The 19,922-nt window shown below is 38.8% G+C and carries 14 protein-coding genes; 12 read left to right on the top strand and 2 right to left on the bottom strand.

Annotated features, from left to right (window positions below; all coding sequences use genetic code 11):
* Positions 1-8: 8 nt before the first annotated feature.
* A complete protein-coding gene (locus UCH003_RS01820) occupies positions 9-2,120 on the bottom strand; it encodes a TonB-dependent siderophore receptor (RefSeq protein WP_060825206.1) in 2,112 nt (703 codons plus the stop codon).
* Between the two features lie 420 nt (positions 2,121-2,540).
* Here UCH003_RS01820 and aspA (UCH003_RS01815) point away from each other — a divergent pair, with 420 nt between their 5' ends.
* The 6 genes from aspA (UCH003_RS01815) (at position 2,541) to UCH003_RS01790 (ending at position 10,643) form a co-directional block, all read left to right on the top strand.
* Complete coding sequence (gene aspA, locus UCH003_RS01815; protein ID WP_060825205.1) at positions 2,541-3,971, top strand: aspartate ammonia-lyase; 1,431 nt, start codon at positions 2,541-2,543, stop codon at positions 3,969-3,971.
* A gap of 182 nt (positions 3,972-4,153) precedes the next feature.
* Positions 4,154-5,581, top strand: coding sequence for an aspartate ammonia-lyase (gene aspA / locus UCH003_RS01810; protein WP_060825204.1), 1,428 nt, complete (start codon positions 4,154-4,156; stop codon positions 5,579-5,581).
* Positions 5,582-5,668: 87 nt separating this feature from the next.
* Positions 5,669-6,970, top strand: a complete 1,302-nt coding sequence (locus tag UCH003_RS01805) for an anaerobic C4-dicarboxylate transporter (RefSeq protein ID WP_060825203.1) — start codon at positions 5,669-5,671, stop codon at positions 6,968-6,970.
* A 38-nt stretch (positions 6,971-7,008) separates the two neighbouring features.
* A complete protein-coding gene (locus UCH003_RS01800; protein WP_060825202.1) occupies positions 7,009-8,055 on the top strand; it encodes a type II asparaginase in 1,047 nt (348 codons plus the stop codon).
* A 96-nt stretch (positions 8,056-8,151) separates the two neighbouring features.
* On the top strand, positions 8,152-9,999 hold the full coding sequence (locus UCH003_RS01795) for a sensor histidine kinase (protein WP_060825201.1): 1,848 nt from the start codon (positions 8,152-8,154) through the stop codon (positions 9,997-9,999).
* A complete protein-coding gene (locus UCH003_RS01790) occupies positions 9,996-10,643 on the top strand; it encodes a response regulator transcription factor (protein ID WP_039673726.1) in 648 nt (215 codons plus the stop codon). Before UCH003_RS01795 ends, UCH003_RS01790 begins: the two co-directional genes overlap by 4 nt.
* 5 nt (positions 10,644-10,648) lie before the next feature.
* Here UCH003_RS01790 and UCH003_RS01785 read toward each other — a convergent pair whose 3' ends face one another.
* The gene (locus tag UCH003_RS01785) at positions 10,649-11,272 is read right to left on the bottom strand and encodes a lytic transglycosylase domain-containing protein (RefSeq protein WP_060825200.1); all 624 of its coding nucleotides are present in this window, start codon (positions 11,270-11,272) and stop codon (positions 10,649-10,651) included.
* 584 nt (positions 11,273-11,856) lie between these two features.
* On the opposite strand from UCH003_RS01785, the gene UCH003_RS01780 reads away from it, so the two are divergent.
* From UCH003_RS01780 to UCH003_RS01760, 6 genes are all read left to right on the top strand, one after another.
* Positions 11,857-12,903: a DNA cytosine methyltransferase gene (locus UCH003_RS01780; protein WP_060825199.1), complete on the top strand. Its 1,047-nt coding sequence runs from the start codon at positions 11,857-11,859 to the stop codon at positions 12,901-12,903.
* The gene (locus tag UCH003_RS01775) at positions 12,869-13,795 is read left to right on the top strand and encodes an ATP-binding protein (protein ID WP_197653529.1); all 927 of its coding nucleotides are present in this window, start codon (positions 12,869-12,871) and stop codon (positions 13,793-13,795) included. Before UCH003_RS01780 ends, UCH003_RS01775 begins: the two co-directional genes overlap by 35 nt.
* Positions 13,796-14,158: 363 nt before the next feature.
* Positions 14,159-14,281, top strand: coding sequence for a hypothetical protein (locus UCH003_RS13880; RefSeq protein ID WP_280937210.1), 123 nt, complete (start codon positions 14,159-14,161; stop codon positions 14,279-14,281).
* On the top strand, positions 14,278-16,911 hold the full coding sequence (locus tag UCH003_RS01770) for a Z1 domain-containing protein (RefSeq protein ID WP_197653527.1): 2,634 nt from the start codon (positions 14,278-14,280) through the stop codon (positions 16,909-16,911). The genes UCH003_RS13880 and UCH003_RS01770 overlap by 4 nt, the downstream gene beginning before the upstream one ends.
* Positions 16,904-17,854 carry a PD-(D/E)XK motif protein gene (locus UCH003_RS01765; RefSeq protein ID WP_060825197.1) on the top strand — a complete coding sequence of 317 codons (951 nt, stop codon included), beginning with the start codon at positions 16,904-16,906 and terminating at the stop codon, positions 17,852-17,854. Before UCH003_RS01770 ends, UCH003_RS01765 begins: the two co-directional genes overlap by 8 nt.
* 4 nt (positions 17,855-17,858) lie before the next feature.
* Positions 17,859-19,907 (top strand): AIPR family protein, encoded by a 2,049-nt coding sequence (locus tag UCH003_RS01760; RefSeq protein WP_060825196.1) that lies wholly within the window; start codon positions 17,859-17,861, stop codon positions 19,905-19,907.
* Positions 19,908-19,922 lie beyond the last annotated feature (15 nt).

Genomic DNA, 19,922 nt, shown 5'->3' with positions numbered 1-19,922 from the left:
CGTAATCCTTAAAATCGAACTTCAACCGAAGCCGTAATATTGCGCGGCTCGCCTAAAAACAAGCTGGTTGAACCAGAAGCAGCATTGCCGTCTAAACCGTTACTGGCAAAAATGCCGCCCCAATATTTTTCATCGGTGATGTTATTGACAGAAAGCCTAAAAATCGTTCGATCGCCCCAAAGTTTTTTGGTCGCATACCGTGCGCTTAGATCAATCGTAAAGTATTCATCTGCCCATTGGGTATTAGCCGGATCAATCGCTCGCTCACCCGTGTAGTGAAAGTTACTGCTGAGTACGAGTTCCTCAAAGCTAGGAACGGTGTATTCCACCAAAAGATTGGCTTGCCATTCGGGCATGCCGATTGCTTCTTTATTGTTGATATTGGCTATTTTGGCACCGCTGATTTCAGTATCCATAAACGTAACGCCGCCGAATACCGCCGTTGATTGGGTCAACTTACCCGATGCCATAAACTCGACGCCTTTATTGGTCTGTTCACCTTGTTCTTCAAAGACGCCATCACTTCCCGTATACGCTGTCGGTCGTTTGATTTGAAAAAGAGCCGTTGAGAGATCGATCCGCTCTAAAGCGAGTTTTGCACCGACTTCGTACTGTTTACTGCGGTAAGGATCTAACGTTCTTATAACCCCGTGTACGTCCGTTCCGGAATCCCCCGGTTGAATACTGTCCGCATACGTCACGTACAAACTTAAATTTTCTATCGGCTGGTAAATCACGCTTGCGGCATAACTGTAGTCTTGTTTAGAAACGTCCGAAGTCGTTACTCCCGCAACATTGTACGATTCGGTTCCTATCCAGCTTTTACCGACGGATACTAAAGTTTGCCACTGATCGTTAAACCTAATCGTATCTCCCAACGTTAAATTCTTCACATCGGTAGTCGAAGAGATGTACCTACCTCCGGTTGCTTTATTGGTATAAATATCCCAAATATAACCGTTTCCGCCCATCGCAATATCATTTTCAAAGCCTAAAATCTCTTGCTTCGTTTTGATATAAGCCATATAACTATCAAGCTCAAAGCGGGTTGCCGTGGTTTGAGCCGGTACGGATGACGTATACGTTCCGTTATTGGAATTATATGTGTTGGTTAAGCCATAAAGCGCTCTATCGGCACGTTGTGTTAAGTATCCGCCCTCAGCATACCAATTATCGGCTATGTCGTATTTGAGTTTTCCACTGTACGTGGTGGTTGTGAGTTTCCTCCCCGCATTTTTTTGCGCGTATTTTTCATCGGATGCATCGTATGCGTCAGGAAGGGTATAGCGTGCAACGCCTAGTGCGGTATAAGGCATATTAAACTGACCGGTATAGCCCTCTTTGATGTATTTGTAGTAACTGAAGTTTGTCTCCAATGTCAGCCGATCGGTCAGATAAAAATCAAGCCCCGTCGAGATAAGCTGGCGTCTGAGATTGCTTCCTTCGACGTATCCCTCGCCGTCACCGCCTACGAAAACACCTCTGTACCCTACTTTATCGTTGAGTCTACCGCCTACATCGGCTTCTGCTTCGGCATGTCCACTTTCTCCATACGTAAAAAGTAGAGAGTTTTCATACTCATTCGTCGGTCGTTTACGTTCAAAATTGTATACGCCCGAAGGATTGGCCGCACCGTACAATGAGCCTGAGAGCCCGTTTAAAATTTGGAGGCTATCGAACATTGCCATCGGGGTTGCGGTCGTAGAAACGACATGTAATCCGTCCCAGTAACTGTTCGCCACGACATCGCCTCGCATACCTCTGGTTTGTGGACGCCCGACATCCGCACCGCCTCGCCACTCTATTTGAGCAGAGGGAATGTATTTGATAACGTCTTCCAAGCCTTGGGAGCGTTGGTTTTTAATGATCTCTTTGGGAATGGTGTTGATTTGATAGGGAACATCAAACGCTCGTTTATCGCCCAATGCACCGACGGAAACCTCTTTGGTTAAAAAACCGTCCGCGATACCGCCCTCTAACTCCTGAAAACGTTCCGTCGAAACAACGACACCCTCAAGCACGACATTGGTTTTGTCTTTACTTTCTTCACTCCATACGCTTGTAGCACACAAAAGAGGGATCAGTATCGCACTCAACCCCTTCAAACCGTTTTTGTTCACGCCGACTCCTTTTAAGTAATAATTAAACTATATCTATTTATATACAATGAGTGGCGTTGCGTTAGGCTTCACCGATAGAGCAACAAAACGTTCACCTGTGAGGTATTTAGAATAAAAAAATCACATTTCGTTGGGATGAGTTATCGTATCCGCATAGCCTAAAAAGCATCTTTGAAGTTAAAAACAAGAACGAAAAATGAAATTCACACAACAGGTACGCTGGGTTATATTTCGTTAGATATAAAAAAATATAACGTCACATTTAACTGTAAATTTTCTTAAATATGCATTAAATGCATCCTGATTGATGTATTACAAACGCTTATCTTTCAAGATTCATCTACGATATAATTTTTACATGTAAAGATTTCGCAAAGCAAGACTCTCTATAATGGTGCAAACCGTCTCAAAGGAGTACCCGTGCCTACGCGAATCGAACACGACTTAATCGGCGATAAAGAGATATCCGACGAATGTTATTACGGCGTTCAAACCGCGCGAGCGGCGGAGAACTTTCACATTACGGGCGTTACGCTCGGTAGTTTTCCGACTTTTATCGAATCCATCGCCAAGGTTAAAAAAGCAGCCGCTTTAGCCAATTACGAACTGCATTTACTCTCGGAGGCAAAGAAAAACGCTATCGTCGAAGCGTGCGAGCACATTATCTCCGGAAAGTTTCACGATCAATTTGTCGTCGATATGATTCAAGGAGGTGCGGGTACTTCGACCAATATGAATGCCAACGAAGTCATCGCCAACATCGGTTTAGAGTCGATGGGGCATCCTAAGGGTGCGTATCAGTTTTTACATCCCAACAACGACGTCAATCTTTCTCAATCCACTAACGACGCATACCCTACGGCGTTAAGGGTCGCTCTTTACGAGAAGCTTGGGGAACTCGGCGATTCGATGCGGATTATCAAAGATTCGTTTGCCAAGAAAGCAAGCGAATTCAAAGACGTCATTAAAATGGGAAGAACCCAACTTCAAGACGCCGTACCGATGAGCTTAGAGCAAGAGTTTCGAACGTATGCGGTTATGATCGGAGAAGACATTCAAAGGGTTAGCGAAGCGAGACAACTCGTACGCGAAATCAATATGGGAGCTACGGCAATCGGTACGGGTATCAATGCACATCCCGATTATGCCAAGACCGTCGAAGCCAAGCTTCAAGAGGTGACGGGACGACCTTTCGTGACGGCGGGCGATCTGGTCGAGGCGACGCAGGATACGGGTGCGTACGTACAGATTTCGGGCGTACTCAAACGCGTTGCGACCAAGATGTCTAAAATCTGCAACGATCTTAGGCTTTTAAGTTCAGGCCCTCGTACGGGCTTTGGCGAAATCAATCTTCCCGCGATGCAACCGGGCAGTTCTATTATGCCCGGCAAAGTCAATCCCGTCATTCCCGAAGTGGTCAACCAAGTCTGCTTTCAAGTCATCGGGAGCGACATCACGGTTACGATGGCATGCGAGGGCGGTCAACTTCAGCTTAACGTTTTCGAGCCCGTCATTGCGTTTAATCTTTTCAATTCGATCAACATGATGCGAAATGCGTTTGAAACGCTTGCGTATACGTGCGTGGACGGAATTACCGCCAATTCGGAACGATGCAAAGCCTTGGTGCTTAACAGCATCGGTCTTGTGACCGCGCTCAACCCTTTTATCGGCTATGAAAACTCCACGAAAGTCGCCAAGGAAGCTTTGGAAACCCATCGTTCGGTTTACGACATCGTTCTCGAACGCGGTCTTTTAGCCAAAGAAGAGCTTGAAGACATCATCAAGCCTGAAAATATGATCAAACCCCGCAATTTCGGTCTCTCCGAAAAAGATAAATTCGAAAAACGCTAACGCTTCCGAGGGCATTTTGCCCTCTACTTTACCTCCTTCATTCCCTCTTTTTACGATCTATTTTTTACGTTCGATAATTAGTTGCTTTATTTCAAAAAAATTTTAAAAAAACGTCGAAAAGTCATTTTCAAGTCTCTTTCAAGGTTTACACTTCCGCTACCTTTAAATTTTAAGGAGACACTATGTCAACCAGAATCGAACACGACTTAATCGGCGATAAAGAGATATCCGACGAATGTTATTACGGCGTTCAAACCGCGCGAGCGGCGGAGAACTTTCACATTACGGGCGTTACGCTCGGTAGTTTTCCGACTTTTATCGAATCCATCGCCAAGGTTAAAAAAGCAGCCGCTTTAGCCAATTACGAACTGCATTTACTCTCGGAGGCAAAGAAAAACGCTATCGTCGAAGCGTGCGAGCACATTATCTCCGGAAAGTTTCACGATCAATTTGTCGTCGATATGATTCAAGGAGGTGCGGGTACTTCGACCAATATGAATGCCAACGAAGTCATCGCCAACATCGGTTTAGAGTCGATGGGGCATCCTAAGGGTGCGTATCAGTTTTTACATCCCAACAACGACGTCAATCTTTCTCAATCCACTAACGACGCATACCCTACGGCGTTAAGGGTCGCTCTTTACGAGAAGCTTGGGGAACTCGGCGATTCGATGCGGATTATCAAAGATTCGTTTGCCAAGAAAGCAAGCGAATTCAAAGACGTCATTAAAATGGGAAGAACCCAACTTCAAGACGCCGTACCGATGAGCTTAGAGCAAGAGTTTCGAACGTATGCGGTTATGATCGGAGAAGACATTCAAAGGGTTAGCGAAGCGAGACAACTCGTACGCGAAATCAATATGGGAGCTACGGCAATCGGTACGGGTATCAATGCACATCCCGATTATGCCAAGACCGTCGAAGCCAAGCTTCAAGAGGTGACGGGACGACCTTTCGTGACGGCGGGCGATCTGGTCGAGGCGACGCAGGATACGGGTGCGTACGTACAGATTTCGGGCGTACTCAAACGCGTTGCGACCAAGATGTCTAAAATCTGCAACGATCTTAGGCTTTTAAGTTCAGGCCCTCGTACGGGCTTTGGCGAAATCAATCTTCCCGCGATGCAACCGGGCAGTTCTATTATGCCCGGCAAAGTCAATCCCGTCATTCCCGAAGTGGTCAACCAAGTCTGCTTTCAAGTCATCGGGAGCGACATCACGGTTACGATGGCATGCGAGGGCGGTCAACTTCAGCTTAACGTTTTCGAGCCCGTCATTGCGTTTAATCTTTTCAATTCGATCAACATGATGCGAAATGCGTTTGAAACGCTTGCGTATACGTGCGTGGACGGAATTACCGCCAATTCGGAACGATGCAAAGCCTTGGTGCTTAACAGCATCGGTCTTGTGACCGCGCTCAACCCTTTTATCGGCTATGAAAACTCCACGAAAGTCGCCAAGGAAGCTTTGGAAACCCATCGTTCGGTTTACGACATCGTTCTCGAACGCGGTCTTTTAGCCAAAGAAGAGCTTGAAGACATCATCAAGCCTGAAAATATGATCAAACCCCGCAATTTCGGTCTCTCCGAAAAAGATAAATTCGAAAAATAGCCTTTTGCTTCGGGGCGTAAGCCCCGAGCATTAAGCTGCTTTGAGGGTTTATCAAACCTTGAGAGAAGTTTACTTAAAGGAGTTTCCATGTTATGGTTAGAAGTGATTGTCGTCCTTGCCGCGATTTTTTTCGGAGCAAGACTCGGTAGTATCGGTATCGGCTATGCCGGAGGTTTAGGCGTTTTAGTCTTGACGCTTGGACTTGGACTCAAGCTCGGGTCGATTCCCATCGACGTTATCTTAATTATTATGTCCGTTATTGCGGCTATCGGCGCGATGCAAGTGGCGGGCGGGCTGGACTATATGGTCAGCATTGCCGAAAAAATCTTGCGTAAAAACCCTAAGTATATTACGTTTCTAGCACCGATCGTAACGTACGTTATGACGTTTTTTGCCGGTACTGGACATACCGCGTTTTCCACGCTTCCGGTAATTGCGGAAGTCGCCAAAGAACAAGGCATACGCCCCTCTCGACCTTTGAGCATCGCCGTCGTTTCATCGCAAATCGCCATCACGGCTTCTCCGATCTCCGCCGCCGTCGTCTTTTTAAGCGGGGCATTGGAAAAACACGGTATCGGCTATTTGGAACTTTTGGCGGTCTGCATTCCTTCCTCGTTTTTAGCATGTATGGTTGCGGCATTCGTTTCCAACTTCCTCGGAAAAGAGCTTAAAGACGACCCTATTTACCAAGAAAGAGTGGCAAAAGGCTTGGTTAAAATGCGCGGTACGACGCAACTGGACGTTAAACCGGGTGCAAAGCTTTCCGTCGGTATCTTTTTACTGACGATTATTGCGGTCGTCACGTACGCAACGCTCATTAGCGATAAGGTCGGCATCATTAAAAATCCGGTCGTTCCGAGAAACGAAGCGATTATGCTTTTTATGTTTGCGGCGGCAACCTTGATCGCGGCATTTACCAAAATCGAATGCGCCCAAGTGCTTAATTCCGCAACGTTTAAATCGGGAATGAGTGCATGTATCTGCGTTCTTGGCGTCGCATGGCTCGGCGATACGTTCGTGGCTAATCACATCGCACAAATTAAAGCGATGGCGGGCGATTTGCTCAACGTCTATCCGTGGATGTTGGCGGTAGTACTTTTCTTTGCCAGTACGCTTCTTTATTCGCAAGCGGCAACCGCAAAAGCCTTGATTCCGAGTGCTTTGCTACTCGGCGTTTCCTCTTTGACCGTCGTTGCATCGTTTGCCGCGGTCAGTGCGCTTTTCGTTCTTCCGACCTATCCGACGCTGATTGCCGCAGTCGAAATGGACGATACCGGCTCAACACGCATCGGTAAGTTTGTTTTTAACCATCCGTTTATTATTCCCGGTGTCGTTGCAATCGCACTTTCCGTCGCATTTGCATTCGTCATCGGCGAGATCATTTTATAACGTGTAGAGGGTTTCCACATTTTTCAAAAGGAGTTACGATGAAGTTTTTACATGTCTTGTGTATGTCGGCGCTCATTAGCGCCTCTTCTTTGATCGCCAAACCGACCATTGCCATTTTGGCGACCGGAGGAACCATCGCCGGAGCCGGAACGTCGGAGCTTAAAAGTTCGTATTCCGCCGGTGCCGTAATGGTCGATAAATTGCTAGCCGCCGTTCCCGCCATTAACGACATGGCAACGATCAAAGGCGAGCAAATTTCTAGCATCGGTTCGCAGGAAATGACGAACCAAGTCTGGTTGAAACTTGCTAAACGCGTCAACGAGCTTTTAGCGCAACCGGACATTGACGGCGTCGTCATTACGCACGGAACCGATACGGTCGAAGAGACTTCGTACTTTCTCGATCTTACGGTTAAAAGCAAAAAGCCTGTCGTTTTTGTTGTGGCAATGCGTTCTTCGACGTCCATGAGTGCCGATGGTCCGATGAATCTTTTCAATGCGGTCAACGTGGCGATTAACAAAGAGACGACCGGTAAAGGCGTCGTCGTCGTGATGAACGACGAAATTCACAGTGCTCGCGAAGTCACGAAAGTAAATACCAGCTCCGTAAACGCCTTTGCATCGCCTAACAGCGGTAAAATCGGTACCGTTTACTACGGTAATGTCGAATACTACATGCAACCGACCCGTAAACACACCGTCGCTTCCGAATTCGACATTAGCAAATTGGAAGATTTACCGCGTGTCGACATCGTTTACGCCCATCCAAGCGATACGGACGTTATGGTTAAAGCGGCCGTCGCCGCCGGTGCGAAAGGCATTATCCATGCCGGTATGGGTAACGGCAATCCTTTCCCTTTAACGCAAGAGGCTTTGGCCGAAGCGGTGAAAAAAGGGGTTATCGTGGCGCGAAGCTCTCGCGTGGGTAGCGGCAGTACGACCTTAGAGGGAGAAGTGGACGACGCCAAATACGGGTTTATCGCAACGACGACGTTAAATCCGCAAAAAGCGCGCGTTCTTTTAATGTTGGGACTAACCAAAACCAACGATAAAAAAGCCCTTCAAAAACTGTTCTTGGAATATTAAGCCTTTTTCTCGCCCCATTTTTTGGGGTGAGATATTCTTTACATGTCAAAAGGTTTGGTGTTATAATATCTGCCCAAAATTAAAGAGGAGACGACCGTGAAAAAGGCCATTTTACTCTGTTTTATGCTTCTTTTAAACGTCATTCCTCTTTTGGCTCACGATAAAAATATCTTAATTATTAACTCCTACCATCGCGGCTTTCAATGGAGCGATGACGTTATTTTAGGCATGGAAAGAGTTTTTTACACGCATCCCGACATTAAAATCAATATTTGGTATATGGATTCTAAGCGTATTAATTCCGAAGAGTATTACGCCAAATTGCGCGAATTGTATAAGCTTCAATTGCAAAAAAACCGTTACGATTTGATCATTGCCGTCGATAATTTTGCCTATGATTTTGTGATCAAATACTACCATGAGCTCTTCACGAATGAGCCTATCTTATTTACGGGCTTGGAGCAATTCGAACCCGAAGAAGTCAGCTCTAGGCAGTTGGAAGATCGCGTCTACGGCATCTTGGAGAGACGTGCCATTCCTGAGACGATAACCATGATACGCTCGATGATACCGCATTTGAAAAAACTCTATATTATCAACGATACGAGTGCGAACGGCGACGACAGCGAACCTTTTATTCAAGAGGCTATCCGTAACAACCGCGCTCCGATCGAGATCGAATATATCCGTCGATCGACGCTTGCGGAGCTTGAAGAGCGTTTTTCGCAGCCAAACCCCGAAGAAGCCATCTTTTTCGTACGCTTTTACAACGACAAAGAAGGCAATCTTTACTACAACAACCAAATCGCCTCGATGCTTGACAAAAGCGCATTGCCCGTTTTTGTTACCGATACGCTTTTTATCGGCAAAGGTGCGTTAGGCGGTAAACTCGTTTTGATTAAAAAATTGGGCGAACATACCGGCGAAAAAGCGATCAAGATTTTAGATAAAAAACTTCCCGCACTCGACGTGGACACGTTTCAAACGTATGCATATCAGTTCGATGCCCAAAAACTCGAGGCTTTTTCCCTAAACCCAAAGCCTGCGATCGACACGTACGAACCGATCAACGCAACGCCGACTTTTTTCGACACGTACCGTAAATTTATCGATGCGGTCTTTTTAATCTCGCCGTTTTTAATTTTCTTGATCTTGGGGCTTGCTCATAATATTTACCGACGTATCCGTTCCGAGCAAGAGCTGCGTGCGATCGAAATGCAAAAAAACAAGCACCAACAATTCATCATTCAACAATCCAAGCTTGCCGAAATCGGCGAAATTTTCTCTTCGATCGCACACCAATGGAAAAATCCGCTCGTCGAAATCGCCACCATTGCCCAAGAACGCTTCTATGCGCAAGAGGTTCAAAGCGACGAAGAACACACTCGATACGTTCAGGACATTATGGTACAGGTACGCTATATGACCGACACGATCAACGATTTTCAAACGTTTATTATGCCCTCTTCCGAAAAGACCGTTTTTGATGTTAATGAAGCGGTTGAAACGATGCTAAAGATCATCAACCATACGATCAAGTACAATTATATCGACGTTAGCGTGGACATCTCAAACGCGACCGATCTTAGGGTTCGCGGGTATAAAAACGAATTTATGCAAACCCTGCTCAACATCGTCAACAACGCCAAAGATCAAATCAAAGAGGCGCGAGAAGCCAAAAAAATCAAACGGGGCATCATCGACATCGCCATTTACAATCAAGCGGGAAATCTCGTCATCACGATCGCGGACAACGCCGGCGGTATTGCGGAGGAGAAGCTTCCTTACGTCTTTCAGGCATACTTTACCACCAAAGAACACGGACACGGAATAGGGCTTTACATGTCAAAATTAATTATCGAAGATAAAATGAACGGACGTATCTTTGTCTCAAATCAAAATCAAGGTGCGTGCTTTACGATTATTTTAGGGAGTGCCGTATGAAAATTTTAGTCTTGGAAGATAACGAACGCCTTGCCAACGTGATCAAAAGCGTCTTGGTCAAAGAAGGATACACCGTCGATCTTTTTATGGACGGAGAGGTCGCCCTCGATGCGCTCAACCGCGGATACCACTGTTTCATTTTGGACATTAACGTTCCCTCTATCGACGGTATTTCCATTTTGGAGACGATCCGCATTTACCATAAAGACGTTCCCGCCATCATCATCAGTTCCAACCACGATCTCGAAAAAATCCAAACCTCGTACGAAATCGGTTGCGACGACTACCTCAAAAAACCGTTTTTTATCTACGAGTTGGTCCAAAAGGTCAAAAAACTCTGCCACAAACCCTCGCAAACCCTCTCGTTTTGGAGCGGATATACCTACGATTATCTCAACCACCGCTTGTTCGATCCGCAAAACGAAGAGATTAAGCTCGCTAAAAAAGAGTGTATGTTTTTGGACCTTTTTATCAAAGACCGCCATCGCGTCGTAACGTTTAACGAGTTGGAAGAGTACGTTTGGGAAGGCGAAGAGACCAACATCTTAAATATGCGTGCCCTTATCAAACGCTTACGTAAAAAACTCCCCGAAGGTGCGATCGAGATGATTAAAGAGATGGGCTATCGTCTGGGCGAAATATAAGCCGCTTAGGAGGGATTTCGGTAGTAAAGCTGCGTTTTACCGGATTGGTACGAACTGTAGAGCTTTTTAAACTCTTTAAACACTTTGGCGGAGTAGGGATTGTCGTCGATCTTGCCGTTGTAGGCATTGATGGCGTCTTTGGTATTTTTATGGCGCTCAAAACAGGTTGCTAAAATATACGCTCCGACTTGAATGTTGATTTTCGGATCAAACAGATCGTACAAAGAGATATTTGCCTTGTCTAATAAGGGTTTGTGAATCGAGTTGATCTGCATAATGCCCATATCGAAACGCGGGTAGTTGCGCGTGTAGAGAAAATGCACGACGTGGCTTGCTTCGTACTTGTTTTTGCTTTTAATCGCAATCACTTGCGAATACTGCTTGCTTTCAATCCCTTTTTGCTTCAAAAACGCTTGTAACTCTTGGGCTTGTTTCGGTGTCATCTTGGAAGCACTGAAAGCAACCACGTAACGATCCAAGTCGCTTTCTACCTTGGCGATAGAATAAAGCAAGCGCGGCTCGATACCGTAAATTTGCCCGACTTTCACCCAAATATTTTCACTTTGATTGGCTTGCGCCGCCCATAAAAAAAGAGGAAAAAAAAGCACTAATAGGATGTGACGTACCATATCCTTTTCCTCCTTTTTTCACGTTTGCTTCATTATAAATAAAGCAAACTTTATTCTCACTAAAGCATATCTTGGTTAAAATATTTTTCCTCTTGAGGGGGGTATGTGACTCTGGTGTGCACCACGGCCTTCAAAGCCGATCGGGTGGGCGGTTGACCGTTTGCCGGTAGGTTCGATTCCTACACCCTCTCGCCGTACTTCACAATCGGTTTTTACGAATTATAACTTTGAAAAAAGCTACGAAATAAAAAATCCTATGCTGAAATTATTTTTTTTACAAATCTATTGCAAATAGCAAATTCTTTAGCAAGTTCTTTACAATAATACTCTTTTTCAATCTCTCGGTATAAAACTTCTTATTATCATTAATATGACTTTTTTAAACACTGAACTCATCTCCATGAAATTGTGAAGGCGATTTAACCAATCTAACTTAGTTATATCAAGTTTTAAATCAAAATACTATGCTTAAATTATTTCCAACTAATAGGACTAAACTTCGTCTGATAATTACAAAATATTGTATTGCTATAAAACAATAAAGCCACTATAATCATAAAAAATATTTTTTGTAAAGTTATTATATGAACAATTATTCTGTTGGAAGTTTATTTGCCGGTGTTGGAGGAGTGTGCCAAGCATTCAAAAATGCTTCTTTTAGTGTTATATGGGCAAATGAATTTGATAATAAAGCATGTATTACATACAAACTCAATCACACTGATACTCTTTTATTCGATCAGGATGTTCAAAGTTTAAATACGAAGAAATTATCTCCAATTGATGTTTTAACAGCAGGATTTCCCTGTCAACCATTTTCTCAGGCTGGTCATGGAAAAGGATTTGATGATGAACGAGGAAAACTTTTTTTTGAAGTTATACGATTTTTAAATGACTTACAACCAAAAGCGTATTTTTTAGAAAATGTCAAAACGTTAGCAACTCATAACAATGGAAAAACATTTGCCATTATTAGAGATAAATTGAAAGAAGTTGGATATTCATTTATACCATTTATTTTGAATGCAGCAGAACATACCGATGTTCCTCAAGGAAGAGAGAGAATTTATATCGTCGGATTCAAAGATGAGGCTGAATATAGTTTTGCAAAACCAATTAAAGCAAATATAAACCCTAACTCTTCGATCTTTGCACCATTTTCATCTTCATTTGTTATTCCTAAAAAAGAAATAAAACCAAGAAGAGAAATTCATTCATTTTTGGATAAAACAACAGTGTTAGAATCCGACCTGTATAATAACTTATCTAATCCTATTCATCTAAAAATCCAAGAAGCAGTAATTAACACACAAGTTGTCTATCAATATAGACGTTATTATGTTCGAGCAAATAAATCAGCTGTATGCCCAACTTTAACTGCAAATATGGGAGGAGGTGGCCATAATATTCCTATTATTTTGGATAATGGTATACCCCGTAGACTAACTCCAAAAGAGTGTTTTAATTTACAAGGCTTTCCAAATAAATTTTTACTTCCTTCTAATATCTCTCGTGTAAGTTTGTATAAACAAGCTGGCAATTCTGTTGTAGTCCCTATGGTAGAAAAGATTGCAAAAGAAATTGGTAAAGTTTTAAATGAAAATAACTATTGTTCGTCCAAATTTAAATAATTTTATTAAATCACTTCGGGATGTAGGATATACATTCGAAATAGCTGTCGCAGACGTATTAGATAATAGTATATCCGCAGAAGCTACTCAAATTGATATACATGCAATCGCTAAACCTGAGTTATTATTTTGTATGTTAGACAATGGTTGCGGTATGACAGACTCAGAACTTGTGGAAGCTATGAGATTGGCAACTAAAAACCCTGATTTAAGAAGAGAAAAACATGATTTAGGTAGATTTGGTTTAGGTTTAAAAACTGCCTCTTTTTCTCAATGTATGAAATTGACATTAATTTCTAAAAAAAACAATGAGATCAACATAAAACAATGGGATTTAGAACATATATCATTGCAAAATGAATGGGAATTGTTAACACCAGAATATTCCGAATATAAATATTATCCTCTTGTTCAAAATTTAGAAAATAATCAATCTGGGACACTTGTTATATGGGAGAAATTTGATCGTTATGAAAAGGAGAGCTTCGCACAAAGAATTGATAAGCTCAAAAAACACTTATCATTGGTATTTCATAGATATGTAGAAGGTATACCTGGAGCTAAAAAATTAAAAATTTTTGTCAACAAGAGTCTATTGATTCCTTTTAATCCCTTTAATACAATGAATCAATTTACAAGAGAAATTAGCACAGAGAAAATAAAATTATTTGGCTCATCTATTGAAATTACACCATATATTTTACCTCACCATAAAAATGTTTCGCAGCAAGAATGGGAAGAATTTGGCACGGAAGATGGATATATTAAGTCTCAAGGTTTTTATTTTTATAGAGGAAATCGACTTTTAATATATGGTACTTGGTGGGGGTTGCATAAGGCAACAGATGCACATAAACTCGTCAGGATTAAAATTGATATTTCTAATGATTAAGATACATTTTGGGGAATTGACATTAAAAAATCCACTGCAAATCCTGTACCTGAAATCAAGCAAGATTTAAAAAGAATCATTCATGAAGTTGTTAAAGAAGGTATTAAACCTTTTATAAAAAGAGCATCAAGTATAAAAGATAAAACTATTACACGATTTTGGAATATTATTCCAGAAAATAATCAAATTTATTTTGGAATTAATAAAGAACATCCTATTTATCAAACAATAATAAACCAGATATCCCCTGAAACCCAATTTTTATTTAATTCTTATCTTAAAAGTTTAGAAGCTTTCTTACCATTAGCTGCGATTGAATCTTATCAGCAACAGCAACCACATCAATTAAATCAAGATGAACTTATGTCGGAAGATGAAATTAAAGATTTGGCACATAAACTTAAAGAGATAGGATTAAGTCAGGAATACATTGAAAAACTATTGAAAACTGAACTTTATAAAGATAGAAAGGAATTATTACAGTGAATGATTATCAAAAAATTAAAACCTATCTTTTTGGAAAATTACAAGAAATACAAAGCGAAAAAGGTCTTTTAGATAAAGATGATTTAGATGATGAATTTAACAATGTAAAAATTTTAATATCATTTCCAAAAGTTATTCTCAATGCTATTTTTAATGTTGATGTTGTTCATTTATCAGATAATGATTTAAGTCGAATGAGGAATGAGTTAGAAACATTATTTAATATACGAATGGATCAAGGGATTCTTATTCAGGGAGATGAACAACAAAAACGTGATACTACATGGTGGACAGGACAAAAACAGCAAGAATCTGAAAATTTTTATTGGGGCAGATATAAACTTTATTTAAAAAAATCTTTGCCTGAAGAAGTGATTAAAACAATTGATATAGATTCTGATATGGTTATAGACAATCTTGAAAATCCAGAAAATAATACATTTAATATTTATGGTATGGTTGTTGGGCATGTCCAATCTGGCAAAACAGCAAATTATTCATCATTAATATGCAAAGCGGCAGATGCAGGTTATAAGTTTATCGTTGTTATAGCTGGAGGAATTAATAATTTACGCAATCAAACACAAGAAAGAATAAATGAAGCTTTTGTTGGAGTAGACAAAGGGCAACAAATTGGTGCTGGTATAGGAAATGCTCCACTTGAAAAATTACCTATTAGTTTAACCACTATTGAAAATGATTTTAATATAAATGATGCAAGAAGAAATTCACAAGGAACAAATTTTGAGACCAATACGACACCCATTCTTTTAGTAATTAAAAAAAATACTACAACGATTCAAAATGTAATTTCTTGGCTCGAAAATCAATATAGAAATAAAATTTCCAATCATGCAATGCTCTTGATCGATGACGAATCAGATTATGCTTCTATTAATACAAATGATGAAAATGATCCAACGAAGATTAATGAAAGACTTAGAAAATTACTTAGCCTATTTCACAAAAGTTGCTATGTAGCTTATACAGCAACACCTTTTGCCAATATTTTTATTAACCATGAGGTAAATCATGATAAATATGGTGAAGATCTATTTCCTCGTGATTTTATCTATACGTTAGATGCACCAACAAATTATTTTGGTGCAAAAAAAATTTTTATAGAATCAGACAAAAGGTATTTAATTTCAATACCAGAAAATGACTATAAAAATATTTTACCATTAGGACATAAAAAAGATTTTGTACCTCAATTTCTTCCTGAGAGCATTTTTGAAGCTATTAGGCTCTTTTTATTAAATATTGCTATTCGATGGAAAAGAGGTCAAGAACAAAAACACAATAGTATGTTAATTCACGCAACACGTTTTACAGATGTCCACAGAAAACTATCTCTTTTTGTTGAAAATTATTTATCATTACTTAAATCTGATATATCTTCTTATATTTTATTAAAAAATGCCGAAGAACAAAGTGCAAATATACAAGATTTACGAATAACTTTTGAAAAATATTATATGAATATTGAGTTTGGTTGGACTGAAATTAAAGAGCAATTACATTACTCAACAAAAACGGTTATTGTGAGAGAAGTACATCAAAAAAGAACAATTGCATTAGAATATCGTAAAGATAGACCAACAAATGCTATTGTTATTGGTGGTACAAGCGTTGCACGAGGTTTTACGTTAGAAGGATTAAGTATTAGTTATTTTTTACGGAACACTGTCTTTTATGATACTTTAATGCAGATGGGACGTTGGTTTGGTTATAGAGATGGATACGAAGATTTATGTAAAATTTATATGTCAGAAGAAATGATGGACAATTTTACTCAAATTATTGAAGCAACAGATGATTTAATACAAAACTTGAGATTAATGGCTACTTATAAGCTAACACCATTAGACTTTGGGTTAGCTGTTCGGCAACATCCTGATAGCCTTTTACAAATTACTGCAAAAAATAAACTAAAAAATACAAAAAAGTTTCTTCATTCGATGAATCTAAATGGGCATTTAAAAGAAACTGTTAGGTTTTCTAAAGATTTAGAAATTCACCAATACAATTTTGATTTAATGGAACAATTAATCAGAAAACTCCCTAAAATTGAATCTGGTAAATATATTTGGAGAGGTCAAGACAAATCATTTGTAGCTGATTTTCTTAAGAATTTTAAAATATATGATGCACGAGGCATACAGGGAATTATGCCTATATTACACATTCAAAAATATGCAGAAACAATTGATACAAAATGGGATATTGTTTTATATACAGGAGCGTCTACCGAGTGTCAAATCGCTAATTTAATAATTCCTACCGAATTGAGAAAAAAATATCAACAATCAAATGATTACTATGAAATAGGACAACGAAAAATTTCTTCAGGTTCACCAGAGGTGATTTTACTTGGAGATTCTGATATTCAAGAAATGAAAAAAAAATCTTTTACAGAACCTAAAGAACAAACAAAATTTATAAGAAAAAGGCTCAAAAACCCTATATTAATGCTTCACATTCTAAATACGGATTTTGTTAAGTTTTTACCTGCATTTGGTGTATGTTTCCCAGATAATGGATTAGACAGCACACAAACAGTTGAACTTACTATGAATACAGTTATGATTAAAATTAACGAATTTGAGGAGATGGATTTTGATGATTAAAGCACATTATCCATGGGATGAAATGCCTTTAAATTCTCAAAGACGAGTAAGTGGAATAGATACCCATGGCTTGTTTTGGTTAAAAGACATTAATTCACGTTGTGGCTTCTATGTAAATCTTACTTGCATAAATCATCATATTAACAAGGAGCTGATTAATAACCTAAAAGGCATTTCTATTACAAGGCGCTGTAGCACTGAACAAAGTGAACTCATTTTGTTTTTAGAACATCCTGACGAGTATTTAGATGTCTTTTTTACTTTGTGCAAAGATCTAATTGATGTTATTTCAAAAGAGACAAACAAAAATTATTTAATTGAAATCGTTGAACAACGAATTACAAAATGGCATCAATTTCTCAAATTAAAAGGTAGCTATGAATTTGGTATTGAAGTTCAAATGGGACTTTTTGGTGAATTGCAATGTATGCTTGATTTTGTAATTCCACAAGAAGGGATTAAGAATGCTATCCTATCTTGGGTTGGACCGGATTTTGATAAACAAGATTTTTTGCTATCTCAAAAAGTGTTTGAAGTCAAAACTTATAAAACAAGCAAAGCACCTATTATCACAATATCTTCTGCCTATCAGCTTTATAGTGAAAAAAAGCCATTATTTCTAATAGCATATGGTATATCGCCGTCAAAAAATGGAAAAACTATTGTCGAACTTATTAATGATATTAAACAATATCTCAAAGAGACAGATTATGAAATTTTCAACTTATTTGAAACAAAATTATTAGAATATGGCTATTTTTCGAGTCAAATCCAAAAATTATATTCTTTTTTGATTGATTCAATACACGCTTATGATATAAAAAGTGATTTTCCTAAAATTACGCCTATTCAATTACATAATGATATCTTACAAGTTAAATACAAAATAGATTTACTTAAATGTAAACCATTTGAAATCAAATTAAGTAGTCTGAAGGATTAATATTATGGTTACTTTGGAAGAATTTCATCAGGATTTTTTACAATCAATTTTTTCTGATGCAGAAAGTAGAGGTCTACTCAAAGCTCAAGCATTTTTTGAAAATGTTTGTGAAGAATTAGTTGCCATTGGGGATTTGTCAACAAACTATACTGTTGCAGATTATAACAAAAAAGGATTAGAAGTTTATGGATATGATTATGATGAAGAGCGTCAAATTTTTTCACTCTTAGTTCATCATTTTAATCAAGAAGATACTATTCAAACATTGACTATGAGCCAAATAGAGTCCAAATTCAAAAAATTAAAATCTTTTTTTATGCAAAGTTTAGATGGATTGTATCATCAAATGGATTCTGCATATGAACACCATTCTATGTCTTATAATATACATGATTACTATTTAAAAAATAAAATTAAAAAACTAAAGCTTATCATCATTACAGATGGAAAAGCTACAAGAAACTTGTTAGAATTACCAGCAGAGGAAAATCAGGGAATTAAAACAGAATTTTTAGTAATCGATATCGAATATTTATATAAAATTTTTCTTTCAACTCATACAGGTGGAGGTTTTGAAATAGAAGTCGATTTACCATGTTTGCCAATAGAAACTAATTCAGATGAATATTCTTCGTATTTAACATACTTAAATGGCAATCTTTTAGTAGCTATATATGAAAAATTTGGACAAAAATTATTTGAACAGAATGTAAGAACGTTTTTACAATTCAAAGGGAATGTCAATAAGGGACTCTGGAAAACAATTAATAATAGACCTCAAATGTTTTTTGCATATAACAATGGGATTACAGCAACTGCATCTGAGGTTGAATTAAATGGACAAGGGAATATTGTTAAAATTAAGGATTTTCAAATTGTAAATGGTGGACAAACAACATCTTCCATTTATGCAGCAAATAAAAATAGTAAATTAGATGTATCATATGTAAATGTACAAATGAAGTTATCTGTGGTTAAAAATAAAGAACAACAAAATATTTTTGTTCAAGATGTTTCGCGATATGCAAATACTCAGAATAAAATCAATAACTCTGACTTTGATTCTAATGAGCTATTGCATAAAGATTTTAAGGAATATTCGCGAAGAGTATGGGCACCTGCAACAAAAGGATCACAAAGACGCACTCATTGGTTCTATGAGCGTGTAAGAGGTGAATACCTTAATGAACAAGCTTATTTAACTCCATCAGGTAAAAAGCAGTTTGAATTAGAAAATCCAAGAAAACAGGTTATTGATAAAACATATCTATCTAAAAGTGAAAATGTTTGGGATCAAAAACCTGATATTGTTTCAAAAGGTGCACAATATAGTTTTGCAGAATATTCTGAAGAAGTTGTCAAAAAACTAGAAGACAACAAACTTGCTATTACAGAAAAATATTTCAAAGACTCAATTTCAAGAATCATAATGTTTAAAGAAACAGAAAAAATGGTTTCTGAAGCACCTTGGTATGATGGAGGGTATAGAGCACAAGCTGTAGCCTATACATTATCTTATTTATCATATTTTTTAAAAAGTAACAACCAATATTTAAATTTCAGTATTATTTGGGAAGAACAACATTTGCCAAAAACTTTGTCGAATATAATTCAAATTGTTGCAGAAGCAGTTTATGAAAATATAACTAATCCTCCTGAAGGTAATGCAAATATTGGTCAATGGTGCAAGAAAAAATTATGTTGGGATAGCGTAAAAAGCTTGAATTTAAATCTTGATATTAGCGAAGAGCTATTAATTGATACAGAAGATGAGAAATACGATAAAAGGGAAGATAAAAAAGAGAAAAAAATAATTTCAGATATAGAGATACAGTCATTCATTGTGAAAACACCAAAAAGTTCTTGGGGAAATCTTAGTGAATACTACAGTCGCGATGAAATTAAATCAAGTGTTTCTTTAATGCAATTAGATATTTTAAACAAATATTCATTAGGTCTTATCCCATTACCATCAGTCAAACAATCAAAAATTTTATACGAATTATATGAAAATGCAAAAAAAGATGGTTTAAACATATTACACCTAGAATAATAAGCTTCAACACGA

The organism is Sulfurospirillum cavolei, from assembly GCF_001548055.1.
Classification (GTDB): Bacteria; Campylobacterota; Campylobacteria; order Campylobacterales; family Sulfurospirillaceae; genus Sulfurospirillum.
Note: the sequence above shows the minus strand (reverse complement) of the source record. Positions and strands in the feature narration are given on the sequence as shown.

Coding starts and splice junctions, on each gene's coding strand:
- aspA (WP_060825204.1), top strand. CDS start 4,154: ATGTCAACCAGAATCGAACACGACTTAATCGGCGATAAAGAGATATCC.
- UCH003_RS01805 (WP_060825203.1), top strand. CDS start 5,669: ATGTTATGGTTAGAAGTGATTGTCGTCCTTGCCGCGATTTTTTTCGGA.
- UCH003_RS01800 (WP_060825202.1), top strand. CDS start 7,009: ATGAAGTTTTTACATGTCTTGTGTATGTCGGCGCTCATTAGCGCCTCT.
- UCH003_RS01790 (WP_039673726.1), top strand. CDS start 9,996: ATGAAAATTTTAGTCTTGGAAGATAACGAACGCCTTGCCAACGTGATC.
- UCH003_RS01785 (WP_060825200.1), bottom strand. CDS start 11,272: ATGGTACGTCACATCCTATTAGTGCTTTTTTTTCCTCTTTTTTTATGG.
- UCH003_RS01780 (WP_060825199.1), top strand. CDS start 11,857: ATGAACAATTATTCTGTTGGAAGTTTATTTGCCGGTGTTGGAGGAGTG.
- UCH003_RS01775 (WP_197653529.1), top strand. CDS start 12,869: ATGAAAATAACTATTGTTCGTCCAAATTTAAATAATTTTATTAAATCA.
- UCH003_RS13880 (WP_280937210.1), top strand. CDS start 14,159: ATGTCGGAAGATGAAATTAAAGATTTGGCACATAAACTTAAAGAGATA.
- UCH003_RS01765 (WP_060825197.1), top strand. CDS start 16,904: ATGATTAAAGCACATTATCCATGGGATGAAATGCCTTTAAATTCTCAA.
- UCH003_RS01760 (WP_060825196.1), top strand. CDS start 17,859: ATGGTTACTTTGGAAGAATTTCATCAGGATTTTTTACAATCAATTTTT.